The 13,848-nt window shown below is 69.7% G+C and carries 13 protein-coding genes and 1 pseudogene; 6 read left to right on the forward strand and 8 right to left on the reverse strand.

What is annotated here, in order from left to right; translation table 11 throughout:
- Window positions 1-437 (forward strand): annotated as a pseudogene (locus Q0581_RS01045) (beta-ketoacyl-ACP synthase I); the annotation flags it as partial.
- A 4-nt stretch (window positions 438-441) separates the two neighbouring features.
- Here the strand turns inward: Q0581_RS01045 and Q0581_RS01050 are convergent.
- Complete coding sequence (locus Q0581_RS01050) at window positions 442-2,046, reverse strand: ATP-binding protein (protein ID WP_298696601.1); 1,605 nt, start codon at window positions 2,044-2,046, stop codon at window positions 442-444.
- Between the two features lie 211 nt (window positions 2,047-2,257).
- Here Q0581_RS01050 and Q0581_RS01055 point away from each other — a divergent pair, with 211 nt between their 5' ends.
- Together Q0581_RS01055 and Q0581_RS01060 are read left to right on the forward strand one after the other, a co-directional pair.
- Complete coding sequence (locus tag Q0581_RS01055; RefSeq protein WP_298696625.1) at window positions 2,258-3,058, forward strand: enoyl-ACP reductase; 801 nt, start codon at window positions 2,258-2,260, stop codon at window positions 3,056-3,058.
- Complete coding sequence (locus Q0581_RS01060; RefSeq protein ID WP_298696603.1) at window positions 3,058-3,807, forward strand: LytTR family DNA-binding domain-containing protein; 750 nt, start codon at window positions 3,058-3,060, stop codon at window positions 3,805-3,807. The genes Q0581_RS01055 and Q0581_RS01060 overlap by 1 nt, the downstream gene beginning before the upstream one ends.
- Before the next feature lie 5 nt (window positions 3,808-3,812).
- Here the strand turns inward: Q0581_RS01060 and Q0581_RS01065 are convergent, their stop codons facing one another.
- The 3 genes from Q0581_RS01065 to Q0581_RS01075 form a co-directional block, all read right to left on the reverse strand.
- Entirely contained in the window at window positions 3,813-5,279 is a 1,467-nt protein-coding gene (locus Q0581_RS01065) for a carotenoid oxygenase family protein (RefSeq protein WP_298696605.1), read from the reverse strand.
- A 25-nt stretch (window positions 5,280-5,304) separates the two neighbouring features.
- The gene (locus Q0581_RS01070; protein ID WP_298696607.1) at window positions 5,305-5,748 is read right to left on the reverse strand and encodes a DUF2141 domain-containing protein; all 444 of its coding nucleotides are present in this window, start codon (window positions 5,746-5,748) and stop codon (window positions 5,305-5,307) included.
- 156 nt (window positions 5,749-5,904) lie between these two features.
- A complete protein-coding gene (locus tag Q0581_RS01075; protein ID WP_298696609.1) occupies window positions 5,905-6,330 on the reverse strand; it encodes a metallopeptidase family protein in 426 nt (141 codons plus the stop codon).
- 112 nt (window positions 6,331-6,442) lie between these two features.
- Here Q0581_RS01075 and Q0581_RS01080 point away from each other — a divergent pair, with 112 nt between their 5' ends.
- From Q0581_RS01080 to Q0581_RS01090, 3 genes are all read left to right on the forward strand, one after another.
- Window positions 6,443-8,785 carry an ATP-binding protein gene (locus tag Q0581_RS01080; protein WP_298696612.1) on the forward strand — a complete coding sequence of 781 codons (2,343 nt, stop codon included), beginning with the start codon at window positions 6,443-6,445 and terminating at the stop codon, window positions 8,783-8,785.
- A gap of 81 nt (window positions 8,786-8,866) precedes the next feature.
- Complete coding sequence (locus Q0581_RS01085; protein WP_298696614.1) at window positions 8,867-9,718, forward strand: HAD family hydrolase; 852 nt, start codon at window positions 8,867-8,869, stop codon at window positions 9,716-9,718.
- Window positions 9,719-9,792: 74 nt separating this feature from the next.
- Window positions 9,793-10,770, forward strand: a complete 978-nt coding sequence (locus tag Q0581_RS01090) for an acyl-CoA thioester hydrolase/BAAT C-terminal domain-containing protein (RefSeq protein WP_298696616.1) — start codon at window positions 9,793-9,795, stop codon at window positions 10,768-10,770.
- Here the strand turns inward: Q0581_RS01090 and yihA are convergent.
- Genes yihA through rpmH form a run of 4 tightly spaced genes read right to left on the reverse strand, consistent with a single transcriptional unit; the run spans window position 10,767 to window position 13,838 of the window.
- On the reverse strand, window positions 10,767-11,411 hold the full coding sequence (gene yihA, locus Q0581_RS01095) for a ribosome biogenesis GTP-binding protein YihA/YsxC (RefSeq protein WP_298696618.1): 645 nt from the start codon (window positions 11,409-11,411) through the stop codon (window positions 10,767-10,769). The two genes, Q0581_RS01090 and yihA, sit on opposite strands and share 4 nt — an antisense overlap.
- The gene (gene yidC, locus Q0581_RS01100; protein WP_298696621.1) at window positions 11,412-13,211 is read right to left on the reverse strand and encodes a membrane protein insertase YidC; all 1,800 of its coding nucleotides are present in this window, start codon (window positions 13,209-13,211) and stop codon (window positions 11,412-11,414) included.
- Between the two features lie 4 nt (window positions 13,212-13,215).
- Window positions 13,216-13,659 (reverse strand): ribonuclease P protein component, encoded by a 444-nt coding sequence (gene rnpA / locus Q0581_RS01105; protein WP_298696623.1) that lies wholly within the window; start codon window positions 13,657-13,659, stop codon window positions 13,216-13,218.
- 44 nt (window positions 13,660-13,703) lie between these two features.
- Complete coding sequence (gene rpmH, locus Q0581_RS01110) at window positions 13,704-13,838, reverse strand: 50S ribosomal protein L34 (protein ID WP_003164000.1); 135 nt, start codon at window positions 13,836-13,838, stop codon at window positions 13,704-13,706.
- Window positions 13,839-13,848 lie beyond the last annotated feature (10 nt).

Genomic DNA, 13,848 nt, shown 5'->3' on the forward strand with positions numbered 1-13,848 from the left:
GCGCCAACTCGGACGGCTACGACATGGTGGCCCCCTCGGGCGAGGGCGCCGAGCGGTGCATGAAGATCGCGCTGGAGATGGCCGGTAATCCGCGCATCGACTATCTGAACCCGCACGGCACCTCGACGCCGGTGGGCGATTCCAAGGAGATGGGCGCGGTGCGCAATGTCTTCGGCGACGACCTGCCGATGATCAGCTCCACCAAGTCGCTGACCGGTCACAGCCTGGGCGCCGCCGGGGCGCAGGAGGCGATCTATTGCCTTCTGATGATGAAGCACGGCTTCGCGGCCCAGAGCGCCCACATCGAAAACCTGGACCCCGAGTTCGAGGGCATGCCCATCCTGCGCGCCCGCCACGACGGCGAGCTGAAGCACGTCATGTCCAACAGCTTCGGTTTCGGCGGCACCAACGGCACGCTGATCCTGTCGAAGGTCTGACGCCTCAGGCCGCCGCGCGGGCCGGGTCCGGCGTCATCACCTGACGAATGGCGTTCAGCAGCACGTCCGGCTGGATCGGCTTGGACACCACCGCGTCCATGCCGGCGGCCAGATAGGTCTCGGCGTCGCGCGGATCGGCGTTGGCGGTCAGGGCGATGATCGGCAGGCCCGTCACCGGCCCGCCCAGGGCGCGGATAGCGCGCGTCGCCTCGACCCCGCCCATCACCGGCATCTTGATGTCCATCAGCACCAGATCATAGGGCCGCAACCGGACCGCCTCGACGGCCGCCGCCCCGGTCTCGACCATGTCGACGGTGCAGCCGAACAGCTCCAGCAGCTTGCCCGCCAGGAAGCGGTTGGTCGGATTGTCGTCGGCCACCAGCATATGCAGGGTCTCGTGCGGCGTGGGCTGGGCCTCGGCGGTCGGATCGACCCGCGCGGCCGGCGCGGCGGCGCAAGGCAGGGCCACCTGAAACGCGAACCGCGCCCCGCCCTCGGGCGAAGCCTCGACGCCGATGGTCCCGCCCATCCGCTCGACGATCTGGCGACAGATGGCCAGGCCCAGACCGGCCCCGGCCCCGGAGCGGTCGGCGTCGCCGGTGTTGAACGGATCGAAGATGGTCGCCGCCGTTTCCGGCGCCACGCCTGGCCCGCTGTCGTCCACCCGTCCCGCCACGGTCCAGCCCTCGGCGCCGGCCGTCGCCTCCAGATGCACGGCGATCCGGCCCGCGGGCGTGAATTTGATCGCATTGCCGATCAGATTGTTCAGCAGCTGTTTCAGCCGCACGCCGTCCGCCTGCACCCAGACCGCGCCATCGGGGCCGGTCAGGTCCAGCGCCAGACCCTTTTCCTCGGCGCGCGGGCGCCACAGGGCGTCCAGATCGGCCGCCAGGGCCGACAGATCGGTCGGCGCCGGTTCCAGCGTCAGCATCCCCGCCTGGGCCCGCGACATGTCCAGGGCGTCGGTCAGCAGGCGCAACAGCGACTGGCCTGAATCCAGAATGGTCTGAACATGCGGGCGCAGTTCGTCCTGCGTCAGCTTCTTCTGCACCAGGGCCGCGACGCCCAGCACGCCGTTCAGAGGGGTGCGGATCTCGTGGCTCATGACCGCCAGGAACTCGGACTTGGCCCGGCTGGAGGCGCGGGCTTCGGCTTCGGCCTTGGCCAGGCCGCGGGCCAGTTCGGCCATCTCGCGCGCCCGGCGGCGATAAAGGGCGCTGCCGGCCTGAAGCACCTGCAAGATGGCGCCGACGCCGACATAGCGCCCCGCCCCGTCCACGGCGATGAAGCCGCTGAGCAGGGCCGCCGCATCGGCCGAATCGATGGTTTCGAAGAAGGCTTCGGCACCATCCTCGGCCCGCGCGATCATCGGCCGGGCGTTCATCAGACTGGAAACCGGGCGTTTGGCGTGCAGGTCGCGACCGAAGGCGGCGGCCATCTTCAGGCAGAAGGCGTTGCGCTCGATCAGGCCCAGCGGCCGCCCCCCGGCATCCACCACCGGCACGACCATGGTGTTCGGTTCGTTCAGGAACCGCTCATAGACGGCCGCGCCGGGCGCATCCGGCCCGACCGGCGTCGCCGCTTCGATATAGTCGCCGATCCGCGCCATGGTGCCTCCCTGCGCGACGGACGCTAGGCGGCGCGGCTTAATGAGCGGTTGGTCGAGTGTGAAATTTTCCTAGTGATTTCAAGTCTATGATTCCGTTTACGGATCAAATGTCATCGTCTGCGCGTCGCGCTTTCCCCCATGGCCGCCGCCTGCTAGGTCTGCGCGCAACGACGAACGGAGACACCCCATGGCCGCCGAATCCAGCTGGAACATGCCGACCGGAACCCTGATGAAGGGCAAGAAGGGTCTGATCCTGGGGGTGGCCAACGCCAACTCCATCGCCTGGGGCATCGCCCAGCAGCTGGCCGCCCAGGGCGCAGAACTGGCCTTCACCTATCTGGGCGAGGGGCTGGAGCGCCGCGTGCGCCCCCTGGCCGAAAGCGTCGGCGCCAAGCTGATCGTCCAGGCCGACGTGACCGACGACGCCAGCATGGACGCCGCCTTCGCCGAGATCGAATCGACCTTCGGCACGCTGGACTTCGTGGTTCATTCGGTCGCCTTCGCCAACAAGAACGAGCTTCAGGGGTCGTTCGTCGACAACACCACCCGCGACAGTTTCCTGCTGGCCATGAACATCTCGGTGTTCAGCTTCGTCGATGTGGCCAAGCGCGCCGCCAAGCTGATGCCCAACGGCGGGTCGATGATCACCATGACCTATCTGGGCGCCGAACGGGCCATTCCGAACTACAACACCATGGGCGTGGCCAAGGCGGGGCTGGAGGCGGCGACCCGCTACATCGCCCGCGACCTGGGCCCCAAGGGCATCCGCGTCAACGCCATCTCGGCAGGCGCCATGCGCACCCTGTCGCTGGCCGGCATTTCGGGCGGTCGCGGCATGCTGTCCAAGGGCCGCGACATGAGCGCCATGAAGGAGGACACCAGCATGGAAGGCGTGGCCGGCTGCGCCCTGTGGCTGTGTTCGGACCTGGGCCTGTCGACGACGGGCGAGGTGATCCACGTCGACGCCGGCTTCCACATGATGGGCATGGCCGGCGACGACGCCGAGGCCTGATGGACCGCGCGGCCTGGCTGAGGCTTGGCAAGGCCCTGGCCATCGGGGCCGTGGTGGGCCTGTTCCTGTCGCTGAGCGGCCCCTTCCGCACGATCGAGGCGCCCCTGTGGCTGCGTCTGGCCTACTGGATGCCGATGATGATCGGCGGGGCGGGCTGGGGCCATCTGTGCGCCTCCGTGGCCTTTCGCTGGGCCGATCCGCTTGAACGACCCTGGCTGGCGGCGGCGTTGATGAGCCTGCTGATCGCGCCGGGCATGCTGCTGGTCGTGTGGGGCGTGACCGGGCGGGTGTTCCACGGACAGTTCCACCCCCTGTCGGCGATGATCGACTTCATCGTGCCGGTCCTGGTGGTGACGGTGGGCATGAGCCTGATGAGCGTCTTCCTGGACAAGCGGCGGGTGGTCCAGACCCACGCCGCCGCGCCCGGCGACCGGCCCGCGCGCTTCCTTGACCGTCTGCCGCCGAAACTGCGCGGCGCGACCCTGTATGCGCTCCAGGCCGAGGACCACTATCTGCGCCTGCACACCGATCGGGGTTCGGACCTGATCCTGATGCGGCTGTCCGACGCCGTGGCCGAGCTGGAAGGGCTGGAGGGCGCGCGCACCCACCGCAGCTGGTGGGTGGCCCGCGACGCCGTGCGCGACGTCGCGCGCGGCGACGGGCGCGCCACCTTGACGGTCGAGGGCGGACTGACCGTGCCGGTCAGCCGCGCCCATGCCCGCGCCCTGCGCGCCGCCGGCTGGTGGTGAGGGGCTTAACCCTTCCACACCCCGTGGAAGCCGGCCGGCAGGGCGATGTCGGCGCGCCAGGTCGCCACCGGGCCGTCGGCAACTTTTCCGGCCTCGAAGGCGTGCAGTTCGGTCACCCCCTGGCGCAGATTGACCGACGGCGCCACCAGCCAGGCCTCGGCCTCGGCCGTCGCGCCCGGCTTGGGCACGAAGACGGCCTCTTCCACCACATGGTCGTCTCCGAATTCGAAGGCGTCGGAACGGCCGCTGGACCAGTCCCGCACGGCGATGCCCGTGGCCAGGGGCCGCCCGGCCCGTTCGCCCGCGACATGGACGGTCAGATCGCGGCGCAGACCGGCGCGTCGGGGATCACCCTTGGGGAATTCGGCCGCCGCCTCGGTTGTCTGCATGTCGGCCCGGCCGTTGGCGTGCAGGGTCACCAGGGCCAGATGCGCCGGTTCACCCGGCACGACGCCCTGGCCCTGAACCAGGATGCGGGCGCCCTCCATGACGAACTGGGCGTCGGCGCTGGCGGCGACGTCGAAACGGATCGTGCCGTCCGGGTCCGACCAGGCGTCGCCCAGGTGGAAGTGGAAGAAGGCGGGCAGCTCGCACAGTCGCCGCTGGGTCAGGTCGGCCTTATCCACCACCATGATCAGAGTGCCCAGACTGGGCCGCCAGGCGAAACGGCTGGCGAAGGGCATGGTCTGGCGCTCGGCCACCCAGGGCTGGAGCACCAGGATGATGTGCCGCTCGGTGGCGGTGAAGTCGTGCATATAGCTGGCGCGCGGCAGCGGTATGACCTGGGCCGTATGCAGCGACCGGTCGGCGTTCAGCCGCCAGATCACCGCCTGAGCGCCGGTCGTGCCGACGTTCCAGATCGTGCCGTCGGGCGCATAGCGGGGGTGAGCCTGGAACGGCATGCCCTTCAGGTCGTCGCGCAGGGTCACCAGGCCGCGCGTGGCCAGGGTGTCGGCGTCCATGGCCAGGGGCGATCCGCCCTCCCACAGGCCCCAGACTTCGTCACCCGCCACCATGACGGCGGTGTTGGCGGCGTTGGCGTCGTCGCTGGACCCGACGCGCGCGCGGCTGTCGCCCGCCGTGCCGAAGCCGGGGGTGACCACGGCGTCCAGTTCGGTCTCGTGGCGGCGCTTGGCCGTGTCGGCGAAGCGGGCGTCCAGGGTGACCTGGCCGTCATGGATGCGGAAGGCCCGCATCATGCCGTCGCCGTCGAACCAGTGGGTGGCCGAGCCGCCCGGCCGCCGGAATTTGGCCGGACCGTTACGGAACAGCACCCCGTCCAGCCCGCGCGGCGCCCGGCCGTGAACCAGACGCATGGCGCGCGGCGCGACATCGGCCTCCATATCGGCGGTGGCCAGGCTCCAGTCGCGGGCGGCGTCCATGGCGGCGGCGGCGCGCACCATCTCCGGCGTGGCCACGGCGGCGGACAGGGCGGCGGCGCCCATCATGAAGGAACGGCGTGAGGGGGTCATGAGCGGTCTTCCGGCCAGGCGGCGATCAGCGGATGGTCAGGGTCTGGGCCACATCGCCCGAAACCGCGACGCGGGCGCGGTCCCAGCTGGCCGGACCCATGTTGCCCACGGCGTTGTTCGAGAAGGCATAGGGTTCGGTCGGCATGCCGAAGGGATTGGTGTTCATCCGGCCATTGCCGTCCACGTCGTGAAAAGCCCGCGCCGCATAGTCGCCGGCGGGCAGACCCTCGAACACCGCCTGGCGCTGGCCGCCGGCGACATCGACCCGGGCCTGGCGCACGGGGGCGCCGCCGGAATAGGCCGCCTCGCTGTCGAACAGGACGACCATGATCGCCCCCGTCTCGGCGCCGACCTCGAAGGTCAGGGCCAGCCGGCCCGCCGAAGGCGTCGCCGGGGCCTGGGCAAGGGCGGGCAGGGCGCCGACGGCCAGAATGGCGGCAAGGGCGCAGGAACGGATCAGGGTCTTCATGTCGGGCCTTCGGATCGCAGGAGGAACCCGACCGCCGGGTTCCGATGACCCAGGCGTGGCCGCCGCCCGCATCGCCCGCCACCGGACATGCGGCGAAAACCGCCCCGCCTTCGCCAACGGACAGGCGGCGCCGTTCGCGAAGCGCGAACCGACGGTTCAGTCGTCGTCAGCGTCCTCGATGGCGTCGATGTCGTCGTCGGACAGGCCCAGGTGATGGCCGATCTCGTGGATCAGCACATGGGCGATGATGTCGTACAGGCCCACGTCGCCGCGCTCGCACCATTCATCCAGGATCGGGCGGCGGTACAGGAAGACGCGCGACGGCTCGGCCGCCGGCCCCATGGCGTCGCGCCGGCCGATGTCGACCCCGGAATACAGACCCGTCAGGCCGAACGGATCGTCGATGCCCAGGTCGTCCAGCGTCTGATCGTCGGCGAAGTCGTCGACGCGGATCACCACCTCGCCCGCCGCCTGGCGGAACAGGTCGGGCAGATCGTCGAAGGCCCGACGCGCCAGGGCCGCGAAATCATCCAGAGAGGGCGCCGCCCAGTCGGTCCAGTTCGTGCTCTTGGCTGTGCTCATGGCCGACATATCGGGCGCGGCGGGCCGGGCCGCAATGCGGCGGCTTGGCCCCCCTCGGCGGAACCCCGAATTGCTCTATGGTGAATCGATTCGTTTGGGCGGATGGACCAGGATGGCCGAGGCCGACATCGCCTATGCAGCCACCGCAGGGGCCTGCGGACTGGCCCTGGCGCTCAGCGCCTGGGCCTGGCGCGCCCGCGCGCGTCTGGCCGCCCGCGAAGCCGCCGCCGAAACCCAGGCCGAGACCCTGACCCAGGCCCTGGCGCGGGGCCGGGGCGCGCTGGCGGCCTTCGACGAGGTGCGCATTCCCCTGGACGGCCCGGCCGAGCTGCTGGGACCGGCCAAGACGATCCAGGCTCTGTCGCAGCTGCTGGAGGCCGAGACGGCCGAAGACGCCCGCGCCGCCCTGGCGCGGCTGCACTCCGAACCGATCGCCGCCCTGATCGACCAGGGCCAGCCGTTCGACGCCGTCCTGCCGTCCGAACACGGCCCCTGGCGGGTCGCGGGCCGGGCCGTGGGTGCCGAGACCTGGCTGCGCCTGTCGCCGCTGGAGACCGCCGACGCCGGCGCCCTGGCGGGGGCGGCCGAGACGGGGCTGGGGCTGCTGGCCGACGCCTCGCCCACGCCGACCTGGGTGGTGGACGCCGCCGGCCGCCTGGCCTGGGCCAACCGCGCCTGGCTGGCCGAGGTGGGGGCCGTCAGCCTGGACGAGGCGCGGGCGCGCAGCCTGTCGTTCGACCGCAGCGTCGAATCCCTGATCGCCGAGGCGGGACGCAGCGCCATGCGCCAGGAGGGCTTCCGCTGGACCTCATCCGGTGGTCGGCGCCGCGCCTGGAAGGTGTCGGCCGAACCGGCGCCGGGCGGCGGCGGGGCGGTCATCGCCTTCGCCATCGACATGACCGAGGCCGAGGAGACGCGCGACACCCTGCGCCGTCATGTCGAGGCGCACGACGAGACGCTGAATCACCTGGCCGACGCCGTGGCCATCTTCGGCCCGTCCAAGCGGCTGGCCTTCCACAACACCGCCTTCCAGGCCCTGTTCCACCTGGACCCCGCCTGGCTGGACGACCGGCCGACCCATGCCGAGCTTCTTGACCGGCTGCGCCAGCGCCGCATGCTGCCGGAAGTGGTCGACTACGCCGGATGGCGCACGCGCGAACTGGCCTTCTATGAGGCGGCCGAGGCGGCGCCGGACGACAGCTGGTCGCTGCCGGACGGGCGCACCCTGCGCGTGGTGCGCCAGCCGCACCCGCTGGGCGGCATATTGCTGCTGTTCTCGGACATCACCGACGAGCTGCAGCTGCGCAGCCGTTACAACGCCCAGATCCAGGTTCAGACCGCCACCCTGGACAAGTTGAACGACGCGGTGGCCGTGTTCGGTTCGGACGGTCGGCTGCGCCTGCACAATGAGGCGTTCGAGACCTTCTGGGGCGTCAGCGCCGACCAGCTGGACCAGGTGGCCGATTTCGACGCCCTGGCCGAAATCTGCAAGGCGGTGCTGCCGGACCCCGGCCTGTGGCTGGGGCTGAAGGCGCGGGTCGCCGATCCCGATCCCGAAAGCCGCGTGGCCGTGTCGGGCGAAGGCCGCACCGAGGACGGCCGCATCGCCGCCTGGCGCACCCGCCCCCTGCCCGACGGCGCCACCCTGGTGGCCTTCGCCGACGTCACCGCCCGGCGCGAGCTGGAACAGGCCCTGTCGGCCAAGGAGGCGGCCCTGGCCGAAAGCCAGGCGCTGAAGCGCGAGTTCGTCGGCTCGGTCAGCTATGAGCTGCGCACCCCCCTGACCACCATCGTCGGCTATTCGGAGCTGCTGGAGACCCTGGGCGATCTGCCGGAACGCAGCCGTCAGCACGCCGGGGCCATCCGCGTCGCGGCCAGCCAGCTGGCCCGGTCGATCGACGATGTGCTGGACATGGCCCAGATCGACGCCGGCGAGATGGAGCTGAGCCTGCACGACGTGCGGGTGGGCGACCTGCTGGACCAGGCGGCCGAGGCCGTGCGTCCCCGCATCGAAGGGCGCGGCGCGGCCCTGAGCGTCACCCACGATGCGCGCCTGTCGCCGATCCGCGCCGACGCCGGCCGCATCCGCCAGGCGCTGGATCACCTGTTGGAAAACGCCGCCCGCGCCGTGTCCGAAGGCGGGGTGGTGACCCTGTCGGCCGAAGCTTCCCCCAGCGAGGTGCGCATTCGCGTGACCGACACCGGGCGCGGCATCCCCTATCACCTGCAACCGCACGTCTTCGACCGCTTCGTGCGGCGCGAGCGCGGCGGGCCGGGCGTCGGCCTGGCCCTGGTCAAGGCTTTGGTGGAGCTGCACGGCGGCTGGGCCGAGGTGGAGAGCGAGCCGGGCAAGGGCGCGGCCTTCATCCTGCACCTGCCGCTGAACGCCGCCGGCGAGGCCGCCCCGCCCGAGCTGTCATTGAGTGGCGAGTGGCGAGTGGCGGGTGGCGATTAGGGTGTCCGCGCCCTTCCGCTTTGACTCACACTCCGGCCTTCACTAACCACTCGCCACTCGCCACTCGCCACTGGAGGCCGCATGGCCGCCCCCCTCAAGACCGCGCTGATCTATGATTTCGACGGAACCCTGGCGCGGGGGAACATGCAGGAGGTGACCTTCATCCCCTCGGTCGGCATGGGCATCGGCGACTTCTGGGGCGAGGCGGACCGGCTGACGCGGGAATCCGACGGCGACAACATCCTGATGTACATGCAGCTGATGCTGCAGCGCGCGCGCGAGAACGGGGCGCCGATCACCAAGAAGATGCTGCGCGAGCACGGCCAGGACGTGAAGCTGTTCGACGGGCTGAAGTCCGACCTGACCGGCAAGGGCTGGTTCGAGCGCATCGACGCCTTCGGCCAGCAATACGGGCTGGAGATCGAACACTATATCGTCTCGGCCGGCCTGGAGGAGATGATCGACGGCTGCCCGATCCGCGACGCCTTCCGCCACGTGTTCGCGTCCAAATTCGTCTATGACCGCGACGGCGTGGCCATCTGGCCGGCGGTGGGCGTCAACTACACCACCAAGACCCAGTATCTGTTCCGCATCAACAAGGGCGTGCTGAACCATTACGAGCACGAACGGATCAACCGCTTCATCCCCGACGAGGTGCGGCCGGTGCCGTTCGACCGGATGATCTTCCTGGGCGACGGCGACACCGATGTGCCGACCATGAAGATGATGCACACCAAGGGCGGCTTCTCGATCGCCGTCTATGATCCGCGCAACTCCGAGCGGGACCAGAACAAGATCTATGGGCTGATCTCGGAAGACCGGGTCAATTTCGTCGCCGCCGCCGACTATCGCGAGGGCTCGGCCCTGGACCTGATCGTCAAGGGCCTGATCGGCCGCATCGCCATCAACGCCGGAACCATGCCGGCGGCGTAAGACGCCTGCATCCGATCACGGGGTCGGCGACGACTTGGTCTTGAAAGCGTGATCCGCGCTGGGGAGATTTCATGATGATCCGTCCGACCCGCCGCCTGTTCGCCGCCCTGGGCGCCGCCGCCCTGATGCTAGGCGTCGCGGCCCCCGCCCTGGCCCAGACCGTCACCCGCACGCCGATCCAAGGCTTTCCCCACGCCGCCGCCTGGCGGCTGGACGACGGCGACGCCCGGCCGGTGGTGGTGATCCTGCATGGCGCGGATGGGGGGACCGAGGCGGGCGAGCGATTCGGGCCGATCCTGGCGCGGATGGGCTATGTGGCGGTGGGCCTGCCCTATTATTCGCCCGACTGGGGCCAGTACGGCCCGCCCAAGGCCCTGCCGGAGCTGTCGGGCAGTTTCGTGGACATTCCGGTGGATCAGCTGGCGCGCCTGCGCGACACACTGGCCGCCATGCCCGGCGTCGATATTGAGCAGTTCGCCCTGTTCGCCGGGTCCAAGGGATCGGAGTTCGCCCTGATCGCCGCCAGCCGCTACGACTGGATCGACGCCGTGGTCGCCTATACGCCCAGCGACATCGTCTGGGAGGGCTGGGGCCTAGAGACGCTGGAGGCTGAGGGCACGCGCTCGTCCTTCGCCTTTGAGGGTCAGGCCCTGCCCTTCATGCCCTATCGCGGCTTCGTCGAAGGGCTGCTTGCGGGCGATGCGGCGGACCTGCGCGCCATCCACGAGAACGGCCGCGCCGACCACCCGGAGCGCGAGGCGGCGGCCCGCATCCCGGTCGAAAACTATGGCGGGGCCCTGCTGCTGATCGCGGGCGAGAAGGACGCCCAGTGGAACGCCGCGCGCCAGGCCCGCAACATCCAGGCGACGCGCCAGGCGGCGGGCCTGCGGACCGAAGTGCTGATCTATCCCGAGGCGGGGCATGATCTGATCGGCGACGGCGGCCCGCGCCAGGCCCATCGCAGCGGCGGTACGCCCGAAGCCAATGCGGCGGCCCGCGCCGACGCCTGGCCCCGCGTGGCAGCCTTCCTGGCGAACGCCCTGACCTATTAGAGGGTCACGCCCGTGGTGCGCATGATCTCGGCCCGCAGTTCGGGCAGGCCGGTTCCCTTTTCCGACGAGGTCACGGCCACGAACGGATAGGCGGCGGGGCGTTTGGAGATGGCCTTCAGCGTCGCCTGGCGCACGGCCTCGGCCTCATGCGGCTTGATCTTGTCGGCCTTGGTCAGGACGATCTGATAGCTGACGGCCGCCAGGTCCAGGGCGTCCAGCGCCTCGCCGTCCACGGCCTTCAGCCCGTGCCGCGCGTCGATCAGCAGATAGACCCGTTTCAGCGTCACCCGCCCGCGCAGATAGTCGCGGCCCAGGTCCTGGAATTTCTTCACCGTGGTCTTGGACGCCTTGGCCCAGCCGTAGCCGGGCAGGTCGACCAGACGCATCCGGCCGTCCAGATCGAAGAAATTGACCTCGCGCGTGCGGCCCGGCTCGTTCGAGGCGCGGGCCAGCTTCTGCATGCCGACCAGGCCGTTGATCAGGCTGGACTTGCCCACGTTCGACCGGCCGGCGAAGGCGATTTCCGGCAGGTCCGGGTCCGGCAGCTGCTCGATCTTGGCCGCCCCCATGACGAAGGTCGCCCGGCGCTGGAACAGCACGCGCGCGGCCTCGATCTCCTCGGGGGTGAAGTCCTCGGCCAACTAGGCCGCCTTCTTGCGGAGGCGGGCGATGAAGTTGTCGATCGGATTCTCGGCGCCGAAGCGGTGCATGATGAAATACTGCTGGATGATCGACAGGATGTTGTTCCACGCCCAGTAGACCAAGAGGCCCGCCGCGAACGGGGCCATGATGAAGGTGAAGATGATCGGCATCAGCTGGAAGATCTGGCGCTGGACCGGATCGGGCGCGGGCGGGTTCATGGCCATCTGCAGCCACATGGTCAGGCCGTAGAACAGCGGCAGGATGCCCAGGCCCAGCATGCCGGCCAGAAGCCCGCCGATCAGCGGCGCCGAGGCCGGATCCCACGGAATGGCGCCGAACAGGTTCCAGATGTTGGACGGATCACGCGCCGACAGATCGCGGATCCAGCCGAAGAAGGGGGCGTGGCGCATCTCGATGGTGACGAACAGCACCTTGTACAGCGCATAGAAGACCGGCAGCTGGACCAGGATCGGCAGACAGCCCGCCAGCGGATTGATCTTCTCGCGCTGATAGAGGGCCATGGTCTCCATCTGCTGCTTCTGGGTGTCGCCCGCGTGCTTCTTCTTGATCTCCTCCATCATCGGCTGGAGCTTGCGCATCTTGGACATGCTCTCGTAGGCCTTGTTGGCCAGGGGGAACATGATCAGCTTGACCACCACGGTCAGCGCCAGGATGGCCAGGCCGAAATTGCCCAGAAGGCCATAGAAGAACTCGACCACCAGGAAGATCGGCCGGGTCAGGAACCACAACATCCCCCAGTCGATGGCGTAGATGAAGCGCGGCAGATCCAGCGACTTCTCATAGGACGACAGCACCTCGCTGCGCTTGGCGCCGGCGAACAGGCGCTGGGTCTCGGTGATCTGGCGGCCCGGATTGATGACGCGGGCGGTCCCCAGCATCGAGGCTTCCTGAACCTGGACCTCGCCGCGCTCGCGCACGCGGAAGCCGGCCTCGATGCGTTCGGACTGATCCGGGATCATGGCCGACAGCCAGTATTTGTCGGTGATGCCCAGCCAGCCGCCGGTGGTGTCGTGCTCGATCCGGGGCTTCTTGGCCCAGTCCTTGTATTTGTGCTGTTCGGTGAAGAAGCCGCCGCCGCGGCTGAAGGTGCCGATGGCGCCTTCGTGCGAGATCATGTCGCGGCCCAGGCCCGTCGGCACGCCCTGGCGCTCGATCCGGCCATAGGGGGCGATGGTGATCGGCTGGCCGCCCAGGTTGGCGACCGTGTCGGTGACGGTGAACAGATATTGGTCGTCCAGCGCCACCACCCGGGTGAAGCGCAGGCCCGCGCCATTGTCCCAGGTCAGGGTGACCGGCGTGGCCGGCGTCAGCACCGAACCGCCGGTCAGGCGCCAGACGGTGTTCGGCCCCGGCACGCCGCCGGCCACGTTCTGGCCGGTCCAGCCGAACTGGGCGAAATAGGCGTGCTCCATGCCCTGGGGTCGGAACATCTCGACCGGATTGGGCGAATCCAGCGTCTCGCGGTAGCGGACCAGGAACAGATCATCGATCCGGCCGCCCAGAAGCGACAGCGAGCCCTTCAGCGTCGGGCTTTCGATCGGCACCCGCGCGGCGCGGCCCAGGGCCTGACGCCGGTCGGTGACGAAGGCGGCGGGCGGGGCGTCGGCGGCCTCGGTTCCGGCGGCGGCGCGCGTCTCGGACTGGGTCGCGGCGGCCTCGGCCTGGGCGGCGCGACGGCGCTCGGCCTGGGGCTGCATGACGAAGACCATGTAGAAGACCATGATCGCCGCGGCGCACACGAAGAAGATAATCGTGTTGCGGGAGTCTTGATTCTGCATGGGGTCAGCGGTCCTGGCCGGTGTCTGGGCGGTCTGGGTCGGGGCGGTCTGAAGCGGGGCGGGTGGCCGTCGGGGTCGACGTCTCCACATGGGCGTCCGCGCGTGGGGTCGCCAGCCTTGTAAGGGCCGATTTCACGTCGTCAAGCAAACGGTCCCATGCGCGTTCGGCCGTTCCGCTGCGGGCGATCAGCACATAGTCGCATCCGGGCCGTCCGTGGACCGGCGCCAGCGCCCGCGCCGCCTCGCGCAGACGCCGCTTGGCGCGGTTGCGCACCACCGCCCCGCCGATCTTGCGCGTGGCGGTGAAGCCCAGGCGGATGGTCGGGTCGCCGTCGCCGCGATCCAGCTGCTGGATCAGCACGGCGCCGCGCGCGACGGAAACGCCTTTGGCGGCCGCCAGGAACTGGGGCCGCCGTGTCAGGCGCAGAATAGGCATGGGCGTCGTCATCGCAGCGTCCCTGTTGCAGGACGCGGCCAGCAGACCGCGGCCGATCAGGCCGTCAGGCGCTTGCGGCCCTTGGCGCGACGACGGGCGACGATCTTCTGACCGTTCTTGGTGGCCATCCGCGAACGGAAGCCGTGACGGCGCTTGCGCACGAGTCGCGACGGCTGATAGGTCCGCTTCACGGTCGGCTCC

It is taken from the genome of uncultured Brevundimonas sp. (genome assembly GCF_937863155.1).
In the GTDB taxonomy this organism is placed as follows: Bacteria; Pseudomonadota; Alphaproteobacteria; order Caulobacterales; family Caulobacteraceae; genus Brevundimonas.